This is a genomic window from Rhodococcus rhodochrous (assembly GCF_900187265.1).
GTDB classification, from domain to species: domain Bacteria; phylum Actinomycetota; class Actinomycetes; order Mycobacteriales; family Mycobacteriaceae; genus Rhodococcus; species Rhodococcus rhodochrous.
Genome location: NZ_LT906450.1, coordinates 3,025,987 through 3,046,960, shown reverse-complemented (window position 1 = coordinate 3,046,960; position 20,974 = coordinate 3,025,987). Strand labels below are relative to the sequence as shown.

At 69.4% G+C, this 20,974-nt stretch carries 16 protein-coding genes and 1 pseudogene; 12 read left to right on the top strand and 5 right to left on the bottom strand.

From position 1 onward, the window contains the following. Positions 1 to 171 precede the first annotated feature (171 nt). Positions 172 to 2,895 (top strand): DNA polymerase I, encoded by a 2,724-nt coding sequence (gene polA, locus CKW34_RS13970; protein ID WP_059381059.1) that lies wholly within the window; start codon positions 172 to 174, stop codon positions 2,893 to 2,895. 105 nt (positions 2,896 to 3,000) lie between these two features. Here polA and trxA read toward each other — a convergent pair whose 3' ends face one another. The 3 genes from trxA to CKW34_RS13955 all read right to left on the bottom strand — a co-directional run bounded on the left by trxA (position 3,001) and on the right by CKW34_RS13955 (position 5,366). Then, the gene (gene trxA / locus CKW34_RS13965; RefSeq protein WP_016691445.1) at positions 3,001 to 3,372 is read right to left on the bottom strand and encodes a thioredoxin; all 372 of its coding nucleotides are present in this window, start codon (positions 3,370 to 3,372) and stop codon (positions 3,001 to 3,003) included. 163 nt (positions 3,373 to 3,535) lie between these two features. Then, positions 3,536 to 4,615: a GlxA family transcriptional regulator gene (locus tag CKW34_RS13960; RefSeq protein ID WP_059381060.1), complete on the bottom strand. Its 1,080-nt coding sequence runs from the start codon at positions 4,613 to 4,615 to the stop codon at positions 3,536 to 3,538. Between the two features lie 232 nt (positions 4,616 to 4,847). Beyond that, positions 4,848 to 5,366: a 2'-5' RNA ligase family protein gene (locus CKW34_RS13955; RefSeq protein ID WP_059381061.1), complete on the bottom strand. Its 519-nt coding sequence runs from the start codon at positions 5,364 to 5,366 to the stop codon at positions 4,848 to 4,850. A 19-nt stretch (positions 5,367 to 5,385) separates the two neighbouring features. Here CKW34_RS13955 and CKW34_RS13950 point away from each other — a divergent pair, with 19 nt between their 5' ends. The 4 genes and pseudogenes from CKW34_RS13950 to CKW34_RS13935 all read left to right on the top strand — a co-directional run bounded on the left by CKW34_RS13950 (position 5,386) and on the right by CKW34_RS13935 (position 9,221). Further along, positions 5,386 to 6,471, top strand: coding sequence for an isocitrate/isopropylmalate dehydrogenase family protein (locus CKW34_RS13950; protein ID WP_059381062.1), 1,086 nt, complete (start codon positions 5,386 to 5,388; stop codon positions 6,469 to 6,471). Positions 6,472 to 6,531: 60 nt separating this feature from the next. Further along, a pseudogene (locus tag CKW34_RS13945) lies at positions 6,532 to 7,453 on the top strand (ABC transporter substrate-binding protein). Positions 7,454 to 7,464: 11 nt separating this feature from the next. Then, positions 7,465 to 8,451, top strand: a complete 987-nt coding sequence (locus CKW34_RS13940; protein ID WP_059381063.1) for an amino acid ABC transporter permease — start codon at positions 7,465 to 7,467, stop codon at positions 8,449 to 8,451. Beyond that, positions 8,448 to 9,221 carry an amino acid ABC transporter ATP-binding protein gene (locus CKW34_RS13935; protein WP_059381064.1) on the top strand — a complete coding sequence of 258 codons (774 nt, stop codon included), beginning with the start codon at positions 8,448 to 8,450 and terminating at the stop codon, positions 9,219 to 9,221. The genes CKW34_RS13940 and CKW34_RS13935 overlap by 4 nt, the downstream gene beginning before the upstream one ends. Before the next feature lie 7 nt (positions 9,222 to 9,228). On the opposite strand, the gene CKW34_RS13930 is transcribed toward CKW34_RS13935, so the two are convergent. Further along, the gene (locus tag CKW34_RS13930; RefSeq protein ID WP_059381065.1) at positions 9,229 to 10,137 is read right to left on the bottom strand and encodes a class I SAM-dependent methyltransferase; all 909 of its coding nucleotides are present in this window, start codon (positions 10,135 to 10,137) and stop codon (positions 9,229 to 9,231) included. A 219-nt stretch (positions 10,138 to 10,356) separates the two neighbouring features. Between CKW34_RS13930 and rpsA the strand changes: the two genes are divergently transcribed. Next, positions 10,357 to 11,817 (top strand): 30S ribosomal protein S1, encoded by a 1,461-nt coding sequence (gene rpsA, locus CKW34_RS13925; protein WP_006554003.1) that lies wholly within the window; start codon positions 10,357 to 10,359, stop codon positions 11,815 to 11,817. Positions 11,818 to 11,991: 174 nt separating this feature from the next. Here rpsA and CKW34_RS13920 read toward each other — a convergent pair whose 3' ends face one another. Further along, on the bottom strand, positions 11,992 to 12,204 hold the full coding sequence (locus CKW34_RS13920) for a hypothetical protein (RefSeq protein ID WP_016934979.1): 213 nt from the start codon (positions 12,202 to 12,204) through the stop codon (positions 11,992 to 11,994). A 293-nt stretch (positions 12,205 to 12,497) separates the two neighbouring features. Between CKW34_RS13920 and CKW34_RS13915 the strand changes: the two genes are divergently transcribed. From CKW34_RS13915 to coaE, 6 genes are all read left to right on the top strand, one after another. Beyond that, positions 12,498 to 13,760: an MFS transporter gene (locus CKW34_RS13915; RefSeq protein WP_059381066.1), complete on the top strand. Its 1,263-nt coding sequence runs from the start codon at positions 12,498 to 12,500 to the stop codon at positions 13,758 to 13,760. Between the two features lie 80 nt (positions 13,761 to 13,840). Then, positions 13,841 to 14,233 (top strand): AfsR/SARP family transcriptional regulator, encoded by a 393-nt coding sequence (locus CKW34_RS24860; protein WP_306303667.1) that lies wholly within the window; start codon positions 13,841 to 13,843, stop codon positions 14,231 to 14,233. A gap of 39 nt (positions 14,234 to 14,272) precedes the next feature. Next, positions 14,273 to 17,263, top strand: a complete 2,991-nt coding sequence (locus CKW34_RS13910; protein WP_414896215.1) for an ATP-binding protein — start codon at positions 14,273 to 14,275, stop codon at positions 17,261 to 17,263. 111 nt (positions 17,264 to 17,374) lie between these two features. Further along, positions 17,375 to 18,763 (top strand): FAD-binding oxidoreductase, encoded by a 1,389-nt coding sequence (locus tag CKW34_RS13905; protein WP_059381067.1) that lies wholly within the window; start codon positions 17,375 to 17,377, stop codon positions 18,761 to 18,763. A 47-nt stretch (positions 18,764 to 18,810) separates the two neighbouring features. After that, a complete protein-coding gene (locus CKW34_RS13900; protein ID WP_059381068.1) occupies positions 18,811 to 19,644 on the top strand; it encodes a DUF5602 domain-containing protein in 834 nt (277 codons plus the stop codon). Between the two features lie 47 nt (positions 19,645 to 19,691). Continuing rightward, a complete protein-coding gene (coaE, locus tag CKW34_RS13895) occupies positions 19,692 to 20,909 on the top strand; it encodes a dephospho-CoA kinase (protein ID WP_186455498.1) in 1,218 nt (405 codons plus the stop codon). The last annotated feature ends 65 nt before the right edge of the window (positions 20,910 to 20,974 follow it).

The window sequence follows — 20,974 nt, the reverse complement described above, 5'->3', positions numbered from 1 at the left end:
GGTGTCGTGACAGGGGACTCTAGCGGCTGGATCGCACGTCCACGGGAAAAATTGGATCACCCGGACGTTTCGGTCTCGTTTCTTCGGACAACGAGTGTTCACGCATGCCGGAGAGGCACCGGTCGGGCGGTGTGGCCGACGCTGTCGTCCTCGGTCCCTAGACTGACACGCGTGACCCGTGCATCCACTTCCGCGACGTCCACCGCGGCCACCGACGACCGCCCGACCCTGCTGCTCCTCGACGGCCATTCCCTCGCGTTCCGCGCGTTCTACGCGCTGCCCGCCGAGAACTTCAAGACCCACAGCGGGCAGACCACGAACGCGGTCTACGGGTTCACCTCCATGCTCATCAACCTGCTGCGCGACGAGCAGCCCACGCACGTCGCGGCGGCATTCGACGTCAGTCGCAAGACCTTCCGTGCCGAACTGTTCGCCGCCTACAAGGCCCAGCGCAGCGCCGCACCCGACGACTTCAAGGGGCAGATCGACCTCACCAAGGACGTCCTCGGCGCGATGGGGATCCCGGTGATGGCGATCGAGGGCTACGAGGCCGACGACATCATCGCCACGCTCGCGACACAGGCGCACGCCCAGGGCTTCCGGGTGCTCGTCGTCACGGGCGACCGCGACGCGCTCCAGCTCGTGAACAACGACATCACGGTGCTGTATCCGCGGCGCGGCGTCTCCGATCTGACGCGGTTCACTCCCGAGGCGGTGGAGGAGAAGTACGGACTCACTCCCCAGCAGTATCCGGACTTCGCGGCGTTGCGCGGCGACCCGAGCGACAACCTGCCCGGCATCCCCGGCGTCGGCGAGAAGACCGCCGCGAAGTGGATCCGCGAATACGGAAGCCTGAGCGGGCTCGTCGACCGCGTCGACGAGGTGCGCGGCAAGACCGGCGACGCGCTCCGGGAGAACCTGTCCAACGTGCTGCTCAACCGCCAGCTCACCGAGATGGTGCGCGACGTGGCCGTGCCGTACACCCCCGAACAGCTCGCCCTCGCCCCGTGGGACCGCGACCGCATCCACCGCCTGTTCGACGACCTCGAGTTCAAGGTGCTGCGCGACCGGCTGTTCGAGACGCTCTCCTCGGCCGAGCCCGAGGCCGAGGAGGGTTTCGAGGTGCGCGGCGGGATCGTCGAGCCGGGTGCCCTCGGCGACTGGCTCGCCGAACACGCCCCGGCGGGTCGACGTCACGGCCTCGCCGTGGTGGGCACCGGCACCCCCTACGGCGGCGACGCGACCGCGATCGCCGTCGCCGGAGCCGACGGTGAGGGCGCCTACGTGAGCACCGTGGCGCTCACCCCCGAGGACGAGAACGCCCTCGCCGCATGGCTCGCGAACCCCGCCGTGGAGAAGGCCGTGCACGAGGCGAAGTTCGCCATCCACGCGCTGCGCGGACGCGGCTGGACGCTCGCCGGCATCACCAGCGACACCGCGCTCGCCGCCTATCTGGTGCGGCCCGGGCAGCGCTCGTTCAAGCTCGACGACCTGTCGCTGCGCTACCTCAAGCGTGAGCTGCGGGTGGAAGACGCCGGCGCGCAACAACTCTCGCTGCTCGACGACGAGGACTCCGCCGACGCGCAGGCGGCCGAGTCCCAGATCCTCGCGGCGCGCGCCGTCGTCGACCTCGCCGCGGCCCTCGACACCGAACTCGGGGACATCGAATCGGTGCGCCTGCTCACCGAGATGGAACTGCCCCTGCTCGAGGTCCTCGCAGAACTCGAGGCCACCGGCATCGCCGTCGACTCGACGCACCTGCACGACCTGCAGTCCGAATTCGCGGCCCAGGTCGCCGCCGCCGCGAACGCCGCCTACGAGGTGATCGGCAAGCAGATCAACCTCGGCTCGCCGAAACAGCTGCAGGTGGTGCTGTTCGACGAGCTCGAGATGCCGAAGACGAAGAAGACCAAGACCGGCTACACCACCGACGCCGACGCCCTGCAGAACCTGTTCGACAAGACGGGCCATCCCTTCCTCGAACACCTGCTCGCGCACCGTGAGCACACCAAGATGAAGACCACCGTCGACGGACTCATCAAGTCCATCGCCGACGACGGTCGCATCCACACCACCTTCAACCAGACCGTCGCGGCGACGGGCCGGCTCTCGTCGACCGAGCCGAACCTGCAGAACATTCCGGTGCGGACCGAGGCCGGTCGCCGGATCCGCGACGGTTTCGTGGTGGGCGACGGATTCGACGTGCTGCTCACCGCCGACTACAGCCAGATCGAGATGCGCATCATGGCGCACCTGTCGGCCGACGAGGGGCTCATCGAGGCATTTCGCACGGGCGAGGACCTGCACACCTTCGTGGCATCGCGGGCGTTCGGGCTGCCGCTCGAGGAGGTCACCCCGGAGTTGCGTCGCCGCGTCAAGGCGATGTCCTACGGCCTCGCCTACGGATTGAGCGCCTACGGGCTCGCCCAGCAGCTGAAGATCTCCACCGACGAGGCCCGCGAGCAGATGGAGGCCTACTTCACCCGCTTCGGCGGCGTGCGCGACTACCTCTACAACGTGGTCGAGGAGGCCCGCAAGGTCGGCTACACCTCCACTCTCTACGGTCGCCGCCGGTATCTGCCCGACCTCAACAGCGACAACCGGCAGCGCCGGGAGGTCGCCGAGCGCGCCGCGCTCAACGCCCCCATCCAGGGCACGGCCGCCGACATCATCAAGGTCGCGATGATCGACGTGCAGAAGGCACTGAGCGAGGCCGGACTGCGGTCGCGGATGCTGCTGCAGGTGCACGACGAACTCGTGCTCGAAGTGGTCGAGGCCGAGCGCGAACAGGTCGAGGCGCTCGTGCGCGACAAGATGGACTCCGTCATCGAGTTGTCGGTGCCGCTCGAGGTCTCGGTCGGTTACGGCCGCAGCTGGGACGCCGCGGCGCACTGAGTCGCGGACACCGAGTCGCAGGGACACCGGCCGCAGGTCCACACCGTACGGACGACGGCGCCCGCCCCCGGATCACCGGGGACGGGCGCCGTCGACGCGAGTGGGTCAGCCCTGCTCGGCGCGAGCCTCCGCGATCTGCTTGCGCACATCGTCCATGTCGAGGTTCTTGACCTGCGAGACGAGATCCTCGAGCGCGGCGGGCGGAAGAGCACCGGCCTGGTTGTAGACGAGGATGCCTTCGCGGAACGCCATGATCGTGGGGATCGAGCGGATGTTCGCCGCCGCCGCGATGGCCTGCTCGGCCTCGGTGTCGACCTTCGCGTGCACGACGTCGGGATGCTTGTCCGACGATGCCTCGAAGGTGGGGGCGAACTGCTTGCAGGGGCCGCACCAGTCGGCCCAGAAGTCCACGAGCACGATGTCGTTGCTCGTGACGACCTCGTCGAAGTCCTGCTGGGTGAGAGCCTTGGTTGCCACGGAAATCCTTTCGGTCGGGCGTGTCGACGGGTCCAACATCCGGCCGCCGTTGTTTCTTCCCGTTCGTTCCCGCCGTCACGCGTCGTGACGGGGTTCCTTCCGCCACGCTACGTGACGTGTCCGATCCGGGGGTGCTGTCGGGAGGTGCCGATCGAGGGATGCGTCACACGCCGACCGGCTCGTGGTGTTCCCCACCGACCCGACTGCGGCGTCCCACGCCGACCTCGTTGCGGCGTTCCACGCCGACGGGCTCGACGGACCGCCGGAAGGTCCGGCGGTAGGCCTGCGGAGTGGTCTGCCGCAGGCGCAGAAAATGCTGACGGAGCACGGCAGCGGTGCCGAAACCGACGCGGTCGGCCACCACGTCGATCGGAAGGTCCGTTTCCTCGAGCAGGCGCTGCGCGGCCAGGACCCGCTGGTCGCGGAGCCAGCGCGCGGGCGTGACCCCGACCTCGGCGACGAACCGCCGCGCGAAGGTGCGCGCCGACATGTGCGCCTTCTGCGCCAGCGCGGCCACCGGGAGTTCCCGGTCGAGGTGCTCGCTCATCCAGTCGAGCAACGGCGCGAGCGACTCGTCCTTGCATTCGGGCAGCGGCATCGCGACGTACTGGGCCTGCCCACCGTCGCGGTGCGGTGGCACCACCATGCGCCGGGCGATCATGTTGGCGACCTGGGCGCCCTGGGCGGAACGGACGATGTGGAGGCACAGGTCGATGCCGGCCGCAGTGCCCGCGGCGGTGAGGACCGGATGGTCGTCGACGTAGAGCACGTCCCGGTCTACCTGCGCCGTCGGATACGTCCGGGCGAGACGATCGGCGTGCATCCAGTGGGTCGTGCAGCGACGCCCGTCGAGCAACCCGGCCGCGCCGAGGATGAACGCCCCGGTGCACATGCTCGCCACGCGCGCGCCGCGGTCGACGGCGGCCCGCAGTTTCGCGAACAACGGTTCGAGGCGCTCGTCGTCGAGCGCGATGCCGTCGCTGTTCACCGCCGGCAGGAGGATCAGGTCGGCGTCGTCGAGGAGATCGAGCCTGTGAGGCACTTCGATGGTGTAGCCGAAGCGGGTGCGCACCGGATCGGAGGTCGCGGCGACGAGGTGGAAGTCGTAGGTGGGCAGGCCGTCGTCGGAGCGGTCGAAGCCGAACACCTCGCACGCCACGCCGAGTTCGAAGGTCTCGACATAGGGGAGGACGGGGACGACCACCTTCTCGAGCCGGCCGGTGGTTCCAGGTGTTCCGGACACGCAACCCAGTGTGACACCGCGGTGGCAGAAAATCGATGTTTTCCGACTACTCTGCCACTGTCGGGTGGGACCTCGGCGCGGCAGGCTCGAGGCATGATCCTGCTGGTCCTCGTACTTCTGGCGGTCTTCCTCCTCCTCGACGTGCTGGCCCTCACCGAACGCACGCCCGACACCCACATGGAAGTGACTCAGTTCGGCGACTACCGCTTCTGAACCGCGCACCGACCTCTGCTCAGGTGAGCAGCCACTCCCGCTTGGCCTCGCCGTCCCAGCGCCGCACTCCTGCGCTCGACCCGGTCAGCTGCCGTTCCGGCGTCTGCGCCGCCAGAACTGCCGCACCGATGCGCGCGGCCGGCACCCGCCGCGCGAGGGTGACGTGGGGCGTCCACTCGCCCGGCCGGATGTGCGCGGGGATCCCGGGGCACTCCGCGAGTACCTCGAACACCCGTGCCTGGAGTTCGAGCAGTTCGATCGACGGCACGACCGTGCGGGCGAGCGTCGCGTACCGGCCACCGAAGATCACCACGCCACCGAGCCGGAGGGTGATCCGCCGGACCGTGATGGCGGCTCGCAGCGCGTCCTCGAGCTCGTCCGGCACGGCATGCGCAACGAACATCGTCACGTGCGGGCGGTTGGATTCGGAAAGGACGCGTCCCTGACTGTGCAGACCGGCGTCGAGCAGCCGGGTCCACTCGTCGCGCACCGCCGTGTCGAGCGGGGCGTCGAGGAGGAGTTCCACCGACTGGACCACGGTAGGCAATGATGACCGGGTGACCGACGACACCGCAACGCTTCAGACTCATCGCATCGGACTTCTCGAGGGGGACGGCATCGGTCCCGAGATCGTGCCGGCGACCCGCAGGATCGTCGATACCGCCGTCGCGGCAGTCGGGGTCGCAGTCGACTGGGTGCCGCTGCCCGTCGGTGCCTCCGCGATCGAGACGCACGGTAACCCGCTGCCGCAGGTCACCCTCGACACCCTCACGGAGCTCGACGCGTGGATCCTCGGCCCGCACGACAGCGCCTCGTACCCACCCGAGTTCCGGGGTCAGCTCACTCCGGGCGGCCGGATCCGCAAGCACTTCGACCTGTACGCGAACATCCGGCCGGCGTGCGCACTGCCGGGAGCGGCGTCGGTGTCACCGAAGATGGATCTCGTCGTCGTCCGGGAGAACACCGAGGGTTTCTACGCCGACCGGAACATGGCCGTCGGCAGCGGCGAGTTCATGCCCACACCCGACATCGCCCTCGCGGTCGGAGTGATCACCCGCGCCGCCTGTGAACGCATCGCGCACACCGCCTTCGACCTCGCGTCGCGTCGCCGCAAGCGCGTGACCATCGTGCACAAGGCCAACGTGCTCGCCCGCACGACCGGCCTGTTCCGGGACGTGTGTCAGGAAGTGGGTCGTCTCTACCCGAGCGTCACCGTCGACGACCAGCACGTCGACGCGATGGCCGCGCTGCTCGTCCGCCGCGGCGCCGACTTCGACGTGATCGTGACGGAGAACATGTTCGGCGACATCCTGTCCGACCTCGCCGCCGAACTGTCCGGCTCGCTCGGCACCGCGGCGTCTATCAACGCGTCGCGCACCAAGGCCATGGCCCAGGCCGCGCACGGCGCCGCACCCGACATCGCCGGGCAGGGCCGCGCCAACCCGATCGCGCTGATCCTCTCCGCCGCCATGCTTCTCGACCGTGTCGGTGCACGCGCGGACATCGAATTCTCCGCGGCCGCCCGCGCCATCGAGGACGCAGTGCGCGCGACCGTCGCGGCGGGTGTCGCGACCGCCGACCTCGGTGGCACCGCGTCGACGGACGAGTTCACCGCCGCCGTCATCGCCCGCCTCGAAGCCTGAGCTTCGGGTTTGCATTCGGACCCCTCCCGGGTTGGATACTGTGCGACTGTGAATCGAGCAGTGCACACCCGCCGCGCGACCTCGTGGGGGCGTCGTCGTGTCCGGACCCTGAGCAGGCTGGCGGCGGGAGCGGCGGTGCTCGCCCTCGCGACCGGGTGCGTGGTGAACAGCGAATCGACCGTGCCGCCCGGCGACCGCGTCACCGTCGAGAAGGTCGACGCCATCGCGAACCGGTTGCCGCCCGACATCGCCGACGGCGGCACCCTCGAGGTCGGGGTGAACGTCCCGTACGCCCCCAACGAGTTCTAAGGACGACGACGGCACCATCGTCGGCTTCGGCGTCGAACTCGTCCAGGCCCTCGGCGACGTCCTCGGACTCGAGGCGGTGCTCAACGAAGCCGACTTCGACCGGATCATCCCGGCCGTCCAGGCAGGCACCTTCGAGATGGGCTCGTCGTCGTTCACCGACACGAAGGAACGCGAGGAATCGGTCGACTTCGTCACCTACTACAGCGCCGGGGTGCAGTGGGCGCAGCGCACCGGCGAATCCGTCGACCCCGACAACGCGTGCGGACTGCGGGTGGCGGTACAGACCACCACCATCGAGGACCTCGAGGAGGTCCCCGCGAAGAGCGAGGAATGCGTCGCCCGCGGGCTGCCGCCCATCGACAAGGTCAAGTACGACAGCCAGGACGAGGCTGCCAATGCCCTCATCCTCGGCCGGGTGGACGCACTGTCCGCCGACTCGCCGGTCACGGCGTACGTCATCGCCCGCAGCGAGGAACGACTCGAACCGGCCGGTGAGGTCTTCGACGCCGCGCCCTACGGATTCGTCGTCGCGAAGGGGTCGCCGTTCGGTCCCGTACTGCAGCAGGCAGTGCAGTACCTCATCGACTCCGGTGCGTACGACGAGATCACCGCGCGCTGGGGCATGGAGGACGGCGCGATCACCACGTCGCAGATCAACGGCGCGACGAGCTGAGAAAGGGAACCATGAGCGAGTCCACGTCCGCGAGATCCGCGGAACCGCGACCGGACGAACCGGAGCCGATACGCGCAGTACCCCTGCGACATCCCGGACGATGGATCTCCGGCGCGATCGTCCTGATCGCACTCGGGCTGTTCGCCTGGGGAGCGGCCACCAACGAGGCCTACCGCTGGGACATCTACGCCCAGTACCTGTTCGACGCCCGCATCACCGCAGCCGCATGGAAGACCGTGCAGCTGACGGTGCTCGCCATGGCCATCGCCGTCGTCCTCGGCGTGGTGCTCGCGGTGATGCGACTGTCCCCGAATCCCGTGCTGCGTTCCGTCGCGTGGCTGTACCTGTGGGTCTTCCGCGGTACCCCGGTGTACGTCCAGCTCGTGCTGTGGGGACTGTTCCCGTCGATCTACAAACAGATCGACCTCGGGATCCCGTTCGTCCACCAGTTCGTCCACATCGACGTGCAGGGCCTGAACGCGGCGTTCCTGTTCGCCGTCATCGGCCTGGCACTCAACGAGGCGGCCTACATGGCGGAGATCGTGCGCGCCGGCATCACCTCCGTGCCCGAGGGGCAGCTGGAGGCGTCCACGGCGCTCGGCATGTCGTGGTCGCAGACCATCCGCCGCACCGTCCTGCCGCAGGCGATGCGGGTCATCATCCCGCCGACCGGCAACGAGCTGATCAGCATGCTCAAGACCACCTCGCTGGTCGCCGCCGTGCCCTACAGCCTCGAGCTGTACGGCCGTGCCCGCGACATCTCGGGTGCGAACTTCCAGCCGATCCCGCTGCTGCTCGTCGCCGCGACCTGGTACCTGGCGATCACCAGCCTGCTCATGATCGGCCAGTACTACCTCGAGCGGCACTACTCGAAGGGCCTGAGCCGGCAGCTCACGGCCCGTCAGTTGCAGGCACTCGCCGACGCACAGAACGTACCGGTCACCGAGGCCGGCAAGCCGACGCCGAAGCCCGGCGCACCGGGGGAGGAACACATATGACGTCCGTCGAGACGCCGATGGTGCGGGCCGACCGGGTCTGCAAGAGTTTCGGCGCCGTCAAGGTGCTCAAGGGCATCTCGCTCGAGGTGGGGCGCGGCCAGGTGACCTGCCTGATCGGTCCGTCCGGATCCGGTAAGTCGACCTTCCTGCGGTGCATCAACCACCTCGAACGCGTCGACGCCGGTCGCCTGTACGTCGACGGCGATCTCGTCGGCTACGCCGAACGGGGTTCGAAACTGTACGAACTGCACCCGCGGGCCGCCGCGAAACAGCGCCGCGACATCGGCATGGTGTTCCAGCACTTCAACCTGTTCCCGCACCGCACCGTGCTCGAGAACGTCATCGAGGCGCCGATCCTCGTGAAGAAGCTCAAGCGTGACGAGGCGGTCGAGAAGGCCCGGGACCTGCTCGCGCGGGTCGGGCTGGCCGACAAGGTCGACGCCTATCCCGCGCAGCTCTCGGGCGGCCAGCAGCAGCGCGTCGCGATCGCCCGCGCGCTCGCCATGGATCCCAAGCTCATGCTGTTCGACGAGCCCACCTCGGCCCTCGACCCCGAACTCGTCGGCGAGGTGCTCGCGGTGATGCGCGATCTCGCCGACGGCGGCATGACGATGGTCGTCGTCACGCACGAGATGGGCTTCGCGCGGGAGGTCGCCGATCAGCTCGTGTTCATGGACGGCGGCGTGGTCGTCGAGGCCGGTGATCCCCGCCAGGTGCTGGCCGACCCGAAGGAGAGCCGGACCCGGGAGTTCCTGTCCCGGCTGCTGTGAGTCGGGATCAGGCGGGTTTGCGGCTGCAGAAGATGGCGGTGCCCGGGAAGATCGAACCGCGCAGCGGGCTCCACTGCCCCCACTCGCGGTCGAGATGCTCGGGCCACTCGGGTTCGACGATGTCGTAGACCTCGAGGCCGGCGGCGACGAGTTCGCGCACCCGATCGCCCACGGTGCGGTGGTGCTCGGCGTAGGTCGCCCGGCCCGTCGCGTCCACCTCGACGTAGGGGGTCCGGTCGAAATACGGGAACATCGCGACCAGGCCCTGTTCGCCCGGATCGTCGGGGAAGATCCACCGCATCGGGTGGTTCACGGAGAACACCCATCGCCCGCCGGGTCGCAGCACCCGCGCCACTTCGCGCATCACCCGGGCGGAATCGGCGACGAAGGGCACCGCGCCGAACGCCGAGCACACGATGTCGAAGCTTCCGTCGGCGAACGGCAGGTTCTCGGCGCCGGCCTGTACGAGCGGAACCGTCGGGCCGGAACCGGTCATCGCAGCGCGTCCGCGCTGCAGCATCCCCATGGAGATGTCCAGCCCGACCGCCCGGGCCCCCTGCCCGGTGAGCCAGCGGGCGCACGGTGCCGAACCGCACCCGAGTTCGAGGACGTCGCGTCCGGCAACCGGGCCGAGCAACTGCACATCGCCCTCGTGCAGGCCCTCCGGGCACCACACGAACTCCCCGGCGGCCGAGTCCACGCCGAGGAACTCGCCGTGCGTGCGGTGGTAGTCGTCGGTGTCGGCGTCCCACCAGACCCGGTTCGCGCGTTCGCTCTCGAGGGAGCCGAGGCGGGTCCGGGTGGGTCGGGTCTCGCCGAGGATCGTCTCGGCGTCCGCGTGCCGCGCGGCCTCGTCGTCGGTTCCCTCCGGGGCGCCCGAAAGGTCTGGAAAAGGAGTGTTCGCGGAGCCCGGCATGGGTGTGAGCCTATCGGGTGCGGGGGAGTGGCCCCGATATCGGTTTGCCCGGGTCCCCTCGAAGCGCGTAGCCTGGTGATCGCGAGTGTCCGCAGTTCGGCTCCAGGGCCGAGCGAGGAACTCGCCGTGACTCGCACATCGCCGTATCGCAGTGGGTGTTTCACGTGCCCGACCGAATTTGACCAACCGACTATCAACCCGTCCGGAGCAACTCAACACATGGCCTCCACCACCGTCACCTCGCCGCAGGTAGCCGTCAACGACATCGGCTCCGCCGAGGATTTCCTCGCCGCCATCGACGCCACGATCAAGTACTTCAACGATGGCGACATCGTCGAGGGCACCATCGTCAAGGTCGATCGCGACGAGGTGCTGCTCGACATCGGTTACAAGACCGAAGGCGTCATCCCGTCCCGCGAGCTCTCCATCAAGCACGATGTCGACCCCAACGAGGTCGTGTCGGTGGGCGATGAGGTCGAGGCTCTTGTTCTCACCAAGGAGGACAAGGAAGGCCGTCTGATCCTGTCCAAGAAGCGTGCTCAGTACGAGCGCGCCTGGGGCACGATCGAGGAGCTCAAGGAGAAGGACGAGGCCGTCAAGGGCACCGTCATCGAGGTCGTCAAGGGCGGCCTGATCCTCGACATCGGCCTGCGTGGCTTCCTGCCCGCGTCGCTCGTCGAGATGCGTCGCGTCCGCGACCTCCAGCCTTACGTCGGCAAGGAGATCGAGGCCAAGATCATCGAGCTCGACAAGAACCGCAATAACGTGGTCCTGTCGCGCCGCGCATGGCTCGAGCAGACCCAGTCCGAGGTCCGCAGCGAGTTCCTGCACCAGCTCCAGAAGGGCCAGGTCCGCAAGGGCGTCGTGTCCTCCATCGTCAACTTCGGCGCCTTCGTCGATCTCGGCGGTGTCGACGGCCTCGTGCACGTCTCCGAGCTGTCCTGGAAGCACATCGATCACCCGTCCGAGGTCGTCGAGGTCGGCACCGAGGTCACCGTCGAGGTTCTCGACGTCGATCTCGACCGCGAGCGTGTCTCCCTGTCGCTCAAGGCGACGCAGGAAGATCCGTGGCGTCAGTTCGCCCGCACCCACGCGATCGGTCAGATCGTGCCGGGCAAGGTCACCAAGCTCGTTCCGTTCGGCGCGTTCGTCCGCGTCGAGGAGGGCATCGAGGGCCTCGTCCACATCTCCGAGCTGGCCGAGCGCCACGTCGAGGTCCCGGACCAGGTCGTTGCCGTCGGCGACGACGCGATGGTCAAGGTCATCGACATCGACCTCGAGCGTCGTCGTATCTCGCTGTCGCTGAAGCAGGCGAACGAGGACTACACGGCCGAGTTCGACCCGTCGAAGTACGGCATGGCCGACAGCTACGACGAGCAGGGCAACTACATCTTCCCCGAGGGCTTCGATCCCGAGACCAACGAATGGCTCGAGGGCTACGAGAAGCAGCGTGAGGAGTGGGAGTCCCGCTACGCGGAGGCCGAGCGTCGCCACAAGATGCACACCGCTCAGATCGAGAAGATGGCTGCCGACGAGGCTGCCGAGGCTGCAGCCGGCGTGTCCGGTAGCAACTACTCCTCCGAGTCGGGTGCCGAGGCGGCTCCGGAGACCACCGGTGGATCGCTCGCGAGCGACGCCCAGCTCGCCGCTCTGCGCGAGAAGCTGTCGGGTAACGCCTGATACAGCGCTTCGACGGACGACCCCGCACCATTCGGTGCGGGGTCGTCCGCGTTCCCGGGGTCATCGTTGCTGCGGCACAGTGGCTCCCGGGCCACGACGGGACCGGCCCCCTCCGAATCGGAGGGGGCCGGTCTTCGTGTGTCGTCGATGGCAGGTGCTCAACTCACGGCGAGCTCATCCCACGGCGGGAGTGGCCCACTGCGCGGGCAGGGCCGTGGCCCGCTTGCGCATCGCGGCGTGGCTGTGGCGCGCGTTCGTCAGCAGCGCGGTGAACCAGTTCCGCCGGTGCTCGGCGAGGGCGGCAGCGACCTCGGGGATGAGGATGCAGTGAACACCGTTTTCCATGCCGAGGCGATGCCGACCTGTGGTTGAGGTGGAGGATCGCATGGCCTGCCTTCTCGAATGCTCCGGACGAGCCGGGACGGATGCTTCGCAACGACGATATCGGACAGTCGGTCGAATTCTCCGCATTTACCCCAGGTAGAAGGGGGTGTGTCCGGTTTCCGAGCGGCGTTGCGACCGCCCCGTGACCCCGCCGTGATCGGTGTGTGATCCCCGGAGCCCTCCGAGGGGAGACGTCGACGGCTCTCTCGGCCGTCCAAGAAGTACACCCGGTTCGTCCCAAGCGACGCGGCGCACCGTGGCCGAGGTCCACACACCTCGACACGGAAGGATCTTCCATGACCACACCGATCCCCGCGAGAAGTACCGCGACGAAACGGATCACGCTACTGGTGGTGTGCGTGACGACGGCGATGCTCATGCTCGACATCGCCGTCGTCAACACTGCACTGCCGTCGATCGCCGTCGACCTCGACGCGGGCGTCAGTTCACTGCAGTGGGTGATCGACGCCTACACCCTCGCCCTGGCCACAGCCGTCCTCGGCGCCGGGTCGTGGGCCGATCGCCGCGGCCGGCGCCGGGCGTTCGTCGTCGGCCTCGTCTGGTTCACGGGCGCCTCGCTCCTGTGCGCCCTCGCACCGACGATCTGGTTCCTCGATCTCGCCCGGGCGGTGCAGGGCATCGGTGGGGCGGTCCTGTTCGCCTGCTCGCTCGCCCTCCTCGCCGACGTCTTCGACCGAGGGCCGGCGCGGGCGTCGGCCCTGGCCGCCTACGGCGCGACCATCGGCGGCGCCTTCGCGGTCGGTCCGCTCGTCGGAGGTCTGCTCACCGAACTGCTGGACTGGCGCGCGATCTTCTTCGTCAACGTGCCGATCGGTCTCGTGACCCTGCTCCTGACACTGCGCTGGGTGCCCGAATCGCGAGATCCCCGCCCGCGCGCCGCCGACGTGCCGGGGCAGCTCCTGGCCGCGGCCTTCGCCATCTCGGCGTCGCTGTTCGCGGTATTCGTCTACACCACGTTGTACCTGCAGAACGTCCTGCTGCTGTCGCCGGTGCAGGCCGGGCTGGTGTACCTGCCCGCGACCGTCGCCATGTTCGTCGTCGCCGGTGCGACGGCGAAACTCGATCGTGTCGTCCCCACCCGGGTATCGCTGTCGTGCTCACTGGCGCTCGTCGCCGTCGGGTTGCTCATGATGACGGTCGCCGAGGCGGACAGTTCGAAGTACGTACTGCTGCCGGGGCTCGTCGTGGCCTGCGCGGCTGCCGGCGTGTTCAACCCGGTGATGAGCGGGATCGTCCTCGGAGAGAGCACCGCGGCGCATTCCGGTCTCGCGGCCGGTATCAACGATGCGTTCCGTCAGACCGGCATCGCCGTGGGCGTCGCGGTGCTCGGGGTGTTCCTGCCGGCCGAGTCGCTGTTGCCCGGCGGATCACCGCAGGACTTCGTGTCGGGCCTGCAGGGGGCGCTCGTGGCGGCGGCGTTCGTTGCGGCTCTCGGAACCGTGGTGTGTGCGGTCTGCCTGCGTCCCCGGCCGCAGACCGCACCGGTGTTCGGGGACGCCGAGAGCGACACGGTCGATTTCCCGGCCGTGACGGGATGAGAAGTCGCCGCGCACCCGGCGAAAACTGTCCTTACACTGCAACGATCGCGTAGTTCGGCCGGGTCGAGGGGGCTCACCACATGATGTACCGACTGCTCGGACCACTGGAGGTGGTCCGGGTCGCGTCGACGGCCGATCCGGCGGTGCCCCCGTCGGAGTCGCAGGTCGATCTCGGTCCGCGCAAGCAGCGAGCGGTCCTCGCCGTCCTGCTGCTCAACCGGCGGCGGGTGGTCTCCACCGACCGGCTGATCGACGCCCTGTGGCAGGACGAGGCGCCTGCCAGTGCGATGGCGAGCATCCAGGCGTACATCTCCAATCTGCGCAGGGTACTGAGAGGGGAGAGCGGTGCGGCCTCCCCGATCGTGCGCCAGCCGCCCGGCTACGTCCTCGACATCCCGGCCGAGTCGGTCGACCTGGCCCGCTTCCTCGACGACGCCGAGACCGCCCGTCGGCATGCCGAGAACGGGGAATAGGAGTTCGCACTCGACACCGCCGACCGTGCCCTCGACTCCGTGCGGGGGCATCTCCTCGAGGACCTGCGCGACGAACACTGGGTGGAGGTCGCGGCGGCATCCTTCGACGAGGTGCGCACCGAATGCCGCGAGACCCGGATCACCGCACTGCTCGCCCTCGGTCGCCTCGCGCCCGCTCTCGTCGACGCCACCGAACTGTGCAGCGAGTTCCCGTTCCGCGACCGCACCTGCTGGCTGCGCATGCTCGCCCTGCACCGAGCGGGGCGTTCGTCGGAAGCACTCGAACAGTTCCGCGTCCACGAGACGAGGCTGGACGCCGAGCTGGGGTTGCGGCCCGGCACCGAACTCACCGACCTGCAAGGCGCGATCCTCCGGCACGAACCGGGACTCGCCGCGTGGCCCCGAACCCCGGGATGGACGGGCGCGGAGGAGGTTCCGACACCGGCCGCGCCCACCGTTCCCGCACCCACCCCGGCGCCGGGCCCCGGGCGCATCTTCGTCGGACGCACCTCCGAGACCGGCGTCCTCGACCGCATGCTCGACGAGGTCCGCTCCGGCGCCACCCGCTGGGTCGTCCTCACCGGGCCCGCCGGTATCGGCAAGACCCGCCTCGCCGAGGAATGCGACGCCCGGACCGCCGCGATCGGTGGGAACACCGTGTGGGCGCGATGTCTCGAGGACGACGGAGCACCCGCCTGGTGGCCGATCCGGCGCATCCTGCGCGAACTCGGCGCCGACGCCGACACCACCCTGATCCCACCTACCGGAGTGGAGTCCGACGAAGCCCGCTTCGCGGTCTACGAACGGGTTCTGGGCGTCGTCGAAACGGCCGCGACGCAGACTCCCGTCCTCACCGTCGTGCTCGACGACATCCAGTGGGCCGACCCGACCTCTCTGCGTTGCCTCCTGTACCTCGTGGGAGCTCTGCATAAACGGGGTGTCTGGTTCGTGTGCACACTCCGCGACTCGGAGACGACCCCCGGCGTCCAGCGGTTCGTGGACGCCGTGCTGCACGGCGAAGGTAACCGGCACATCGACGTCCCGGCGCTCGCCGAACCCGAGGTCGCCGCCCTGGCCGGGCATGTGAGCGGCGCGCCGCTCGGTGCCGACGAGGCGCGCCTGCTCGCCGAACGCACCGGCGGCAACCCGCTGTTCGTGTCCGAATACGCGCGACTTCCCCGGGACGAACGCCTCGACGGTGGGATCCCCATGGCGGTCCGGTCGGTCCTCGCGCGGCGGCTCGCCGCGGTGGAACCGGCCGTGCTGCAGGTGCTCCGGGTGGCCGCGGTCGTCGGCGACACCATCGAGATGGACATCCTCGCCGGTGCGACGCGCCTCGATCCCGACACCCTCGCCGACTACCTCGACGACGCCGCCGACGAGCGCATCATCGTCGCCGATCCGGGACTGCGGGGGTACGCCTTCGCCCACGGATTGCTCCGCGACGAGGTCCTCGCGGCGATTCCCGCCCTCCGCCGCCAACGCATGCACGCACGCGTCGCGGAGGTCCTGGCGGACTCCTCCGACCCGGATCGTGCCGGCAGACGAGCCCGGCATCTCATGGCGGCACTGCCGCTCGTCGACGCTCGCGTCGTGCTCGACGCCTGCGTCACCGCCGCCCGCGAGGCCACCGAGAGATGGAACTCGGAGGAGGCGGCACGCTGGTGGGACGACGCCGTCCGGGCCTTCGACCTGCTGCCCGCCGCGGAACGATCCCCGGGCGATCGCGACGATCTGCTCGTCGCGCGTGTCGAGGCACTCGCCCGGGCGGGGCGCGGCCAGACCGTACTCGACGTCGTCGACGCGGGCCTGCTCGACGCGGTCCGGGACGGCCGCACGTCGACGGCCGGACGCCTGGCCGCAGCGCTGCTGCGCGCAGCCGGTGCATGGCCGTGGGTGTCCTACGGCAAGGATCCGGGACCGGTCCTCGACCGCCTCGCCGCACTCGAACCGTTCGTCGCGGCCGACCGCGCGGCGCACGCGCGGGTACTCGCGGCGCTCGCCGTGGGCAGTTGCTATCACCCCGATTCGTCCGTCCCCGACGGGATGAGCCGCACCGCGCTGGAGATCGCGCGTGGGCTCGCCGACCCGGACGTCGTCGCCGACGCGTTGCTGGGCCGGATCCTCCTCTACTCGGGGGTCGCGACACACAGCCGCGAATCCGCCCGGCTCACCGACGAACTCCTCGCACTGCCGCACCAGCAGGCCCGGTTCGACGAGGTGATCGCCCACGCCGTTGCGAGCATGACACTGATGAACCTCGGCGACGTCGACGCCGCGACGTCCCACGTCCGCCTGGGCATCGCCGGTTGCGACCTGCTGCGTCTGCCCGTGCTGCGCGTACAGCTCCGATGGATGGAGGCGACCCTCGCGGCGTGGCACGGCGACTTCGCCGAGACCCGGCGCCACTACGACACCGCCACTCAGTTCCACCTGCAGACCGAGCTGTACACGGCGGGCAGCTCCGACCTCGCCACCAACACCCTCGAATGGGAGTACGGCACCCTCGCCGACGCGGATCCCGGCACCGTGGAACCGGATTCCTGGAGCATCGCGATCGCCGGCGCCCGTCGGGACACCGCGACGGTGATCCGCGACATCGAACAATGGGCGGCAAAAGGCGCACCCTTCACCTGGACGACGCTCGGGCACCGCACACTCATCGCGCGCGTCGTCGCCGACCTCGCCCTCGTCGACTACGCCGAGATGTTCCTCGAGCTCCTCGATCCGTTCACCGACCGCATCGCGACGGTGGGACAGGTCGGGGTGATCGGTTCGGTGGCGGAGGTGTGCGCACGCCTGCAGGCACTGCTCGGGCGCACCGATGCAGCCGCGGCTCTGCTGGATCGGGCCGAGGACCTCGCGACCCGCACATCGAGCCCACCGACGCTGCTGCGGTGCCGGTTACTGCGCGCCCAACTGCGGCCGGACTCGCCCGAACGCAGCCGGGAGATCGCCGCGATCGCCGACGAAGCGGCCCGCACCGGCATGCTCGGACTCGCCGCCTACGCCCGCTCGATCCCCACCTGACCGGTTCTTGGCGGCCGCTTGGACGGCGGTCCGCGTCACCGCAAGAAGCCGCCAAGCCGGTCCCGGCACTCTTTCGTCGCACCCCATCCAGTGCGACGAAAGGAAGTGCACATGAACCAGCGGACGCCCATCGTCGGCACCGACCCCATCGACGCTCTCCGTGCCGCGGTCACCGGATCGATCTCCCTCCCGGGCGAACCCGGCTACGACGTCGCGACCCCGTGGAACGTGGCGGTGCCGGTCCGTCCCCGCGCGGTGATCGCGGTCGAGAACGCCCTCGACGTCAGCGCCACCGTCCGGTTCGCGGGCGAACACGGCCTGAAGGTGGCCGTGCAGCGCACCGGGCACGGCGCCGTGCCGCTCGGCGACGATGTGCTGCTCGTGCACACCGGCCGCCTCACCGAATGCTCGATCGACCCCGGCACCCGCACCGCCCGTCTCGGCGCCGGCCTGGTGTGGCAGCAGGTCGTCGACGCCGCCGCACCCCACGGTCTCGCCCCGCTCGCCGGATCGGCACCCCACGTCGGCGTGGCCGGTTTCCTCACCGGCGGGGGCATCGGCCCACTGGTCCGCACCTACGGACTCTCCTCCGACCACGTGCTGGCCTTCGATCTCGTCACCGGTGACGGAGACCTGCTCCGGGTGACTCCCGAACAGCACGCCGAACTGTTCTGGGGCCTGCGCGGCGGCAAGGCGACCCTCGGGATCGTCACCGCGGTGGAGACCGATCTCGTGCCCCTGCCGCACTTCTACGGTGGCGCGCTGTATTTCGACGGCGCCGACGCGGCCGCGGTGGCGCACGCCTGGCTGGACCTGTGCGCCGGCCTGCCCGAGCACAGTTCGACCTCGCTGGCCTTCCTTCAACTGCCACCGCTGCCGGGAGTCCCGGAACCGCTGGCCGGTCGCGCCACCGTGGCCGTCCGTTTCGCGAGCGTCGCCGGCGAAGCCGAGTCCGAGGAGATTCTCGGCGCGCTGCGCAGGGTCGCGACCCCGATCCTCGACGGCATCGGCATCCTGCCGTACACGGCACTGGGAGCAGTGCACGCCGACCCGGTCGACCCGATGCCCGTTCACGAACACAGCGGGCTGACACGCGAACTGACGCACGACGCGATCGACGCATTGCTCTCGGTTGCGGGACCTGGTTCCCACTCGCCGCAGACCATCATCGAGATGCGGCTCCTCGGCGGAGCGCTGGCACGTGAACCACGGCATCGCAGCGCCTTCTGCCACCGCGACGCCGCCTTCTCCCTCTTCGTCATCGGCGTCCTCGCGCCACCCTCGGCCGACGCCGTCGTCGCGCACACCCAGGTCATCGATCGGGCACTGGCACCGTGGGCCACGGGCACGTCGCTGCCCAACTTCACCGCCACCTCGGATCCGGACCGCATCGCACGGACCTACGACGACGACACCGCGCACTGGCTCGGCGCTCTCGCCGACGAGCACGACACCCACGGTGTGCTGCGCGTCGGGCAGGTCGTGCGCCGACCCCGATGAGACCGAGACCTCCCACCGCGAACCCATCCACTCACACAAGGCAGGCAATGCGCACTTCTCGATCGATCGCCGCACTCGCCCTCTCCACCTGCGCCGTTCTGACCCTCGCGGGTTGCGGCGACGGATCCGTCCCGACCGCCGAGGGTGCGGAGACGGCAGGCCACCACCACGGTGTCACCACCCTCTACGGGCCGGAAAACGAACTGGGGGAGGGTATCTCCCGCACCTATGTCGTCGTCGATCACGACGGGAGACCGCGCGAGGTCGGTATCCGGATGTCGGAGTCCGTGCTCACCGGCCTTTCCGAGGGTCCGGGCGCCGGCACGACGATGCTCATGCCGGCTCTTCCCGCGGGCGCTCCGGACACCGGTTTCGACCACGTGATGCTGGACTGGAACCCGAACGGGCACGACCCGGAGATCCTCTATGGCGCGCCCCATTTCGACATGCACTTCTACACGACGGACGCCGACCACGAGGTGGACCCGGCCGCACCCGACTTCGCGGCGCGCGCGGCGCGGCTCCCCGAACCCAAGTACGTTCCGGAGGGATACATCCCACCACCCGGTCCACCCGTCGAGAACACCGTGCCGTTCATGGGCATGCACTGGACGGACGCCGCGGACGGCGTGATCCCCGGCTCCTTCGAGTTCACCGAGGTGCTGCTCAACGGATCATGGGACGGGGAGTTCATCTTCATCGAGCCGATGATGACGCGGGAGTGGCTGGCGACGAAGCCGTCCCTGCGGGAGATCGTGAAACAACCGTCGTCCTACCGGCGGACCGGCTACTACCCGACGGTGTACACCGTCGACTTCGACGAACAGGCGGGCGAGTATGTCGTCGCGCTGTCGGGGCTGACGATGCGTGAGGCCTCGTAGGGACCGCGAACGTGCCTCGGCGACGCGGTGATGCGAGACTGGGCAACGTGCTGCGAATGGGGTTGACCGGAGGAATCGGCGCGGGCAAGTCGACCGTCGCCAAGGAGCTCGTCGAACTCGGGGCGGTGATCGTCGATTCCGATGTCGTCGCCCGGGAGATCGTCGCTCCCGGCTCCGAAGGTCTCGCCGAGCTCGTGGACGCCTTCGGTGAGGACATCCTGCAGCCCGACGGCACCCTCGACCGTCCTGCCCTCGCCGCGAAGGCGTTCGCCAGCGAGGACGCGCGCGCGGTTCTCAACGCCATCACCCATCCCCGGGTCGGGCGCCGTACCGCCGAGCTGGTGGCCGCTGCGCCCGACGACGCGGTGGTCGTGCAGGACATCCCGCTGCTCGTCGAGGGCGGGATGGCACCGGCCTTCCACCTCGTCGCCGTCGTGCACGCCGACGAGGCGGAGCGGATCCGGCGTCTCGTCGAACTGCGCGGCATGCCCGAGGCGGACGCCCGCGCGCGGATCGCGGCGCAGGCGACGGAGGAACAGCGACGTGAGGTCGCCGACGTGTGGCTCGACAACACCGGTGATCAGCAGGTGCTGGTCGAGCAGGTCCGGACGCTGTGGAACGACCGCCTGGTGCCGTTCGAGAAGAATCTGCGCACCGGTGTGGTGGTCGAGGCGGATCCGGTCCTCGTGCCCGCGCGCGAGGAATGGCATCGGCAGGCGCAGCGGCTCGTCGCCCGACTGGCCCTCGCAGCCGGGGGCGCGGCGAAGCGCATCGACCACGTGGGCTCCACCGCGGTGCCCGGTCTGGCCGCCGTGGACGTCATCGACCTGCAGATCACCGTCGGCGATCTCGCGGCAGCCGATGCGCTCGCACCCGCCTTGGCTGCTGCGGGCTTCCCGCGCATCGACCATGTGGTGACCGACGATCCGAAACCGTCCTACGGGGCCGGGGGAGAGACCGACCCGGCGGTGTGGGAGATGCGGTTGCACGGCAGCGCCGATCCCGGCCGTCCGGCGCGGGTGGCGGTCCGGGTGGACGGCTGGCCCGCCCAGCAGTTCGCGTTGCTACTGCGCGACTGGCTGTCCGCGGTCGACACCGCGAAGCGCGAGTACGCCGACCTCAAGGCCGATGCCGCAGCCGAGGCGTCGCAGAAGACGGATCCTGCCGAGGCGGCGGCCACCTACGCAGCGCTCAAGGCGCCGTGGTTCGACCGGGCGCATCACCGCGCGTGGGAGTGGGCCGAGAGCACCGGCTGGTCGGCCTAGGGGGTCCGGATCCCGGGCGGAGACCCGCCCGGGAATGTTCCGGGCGACCCGTCCGTTAGGATAGT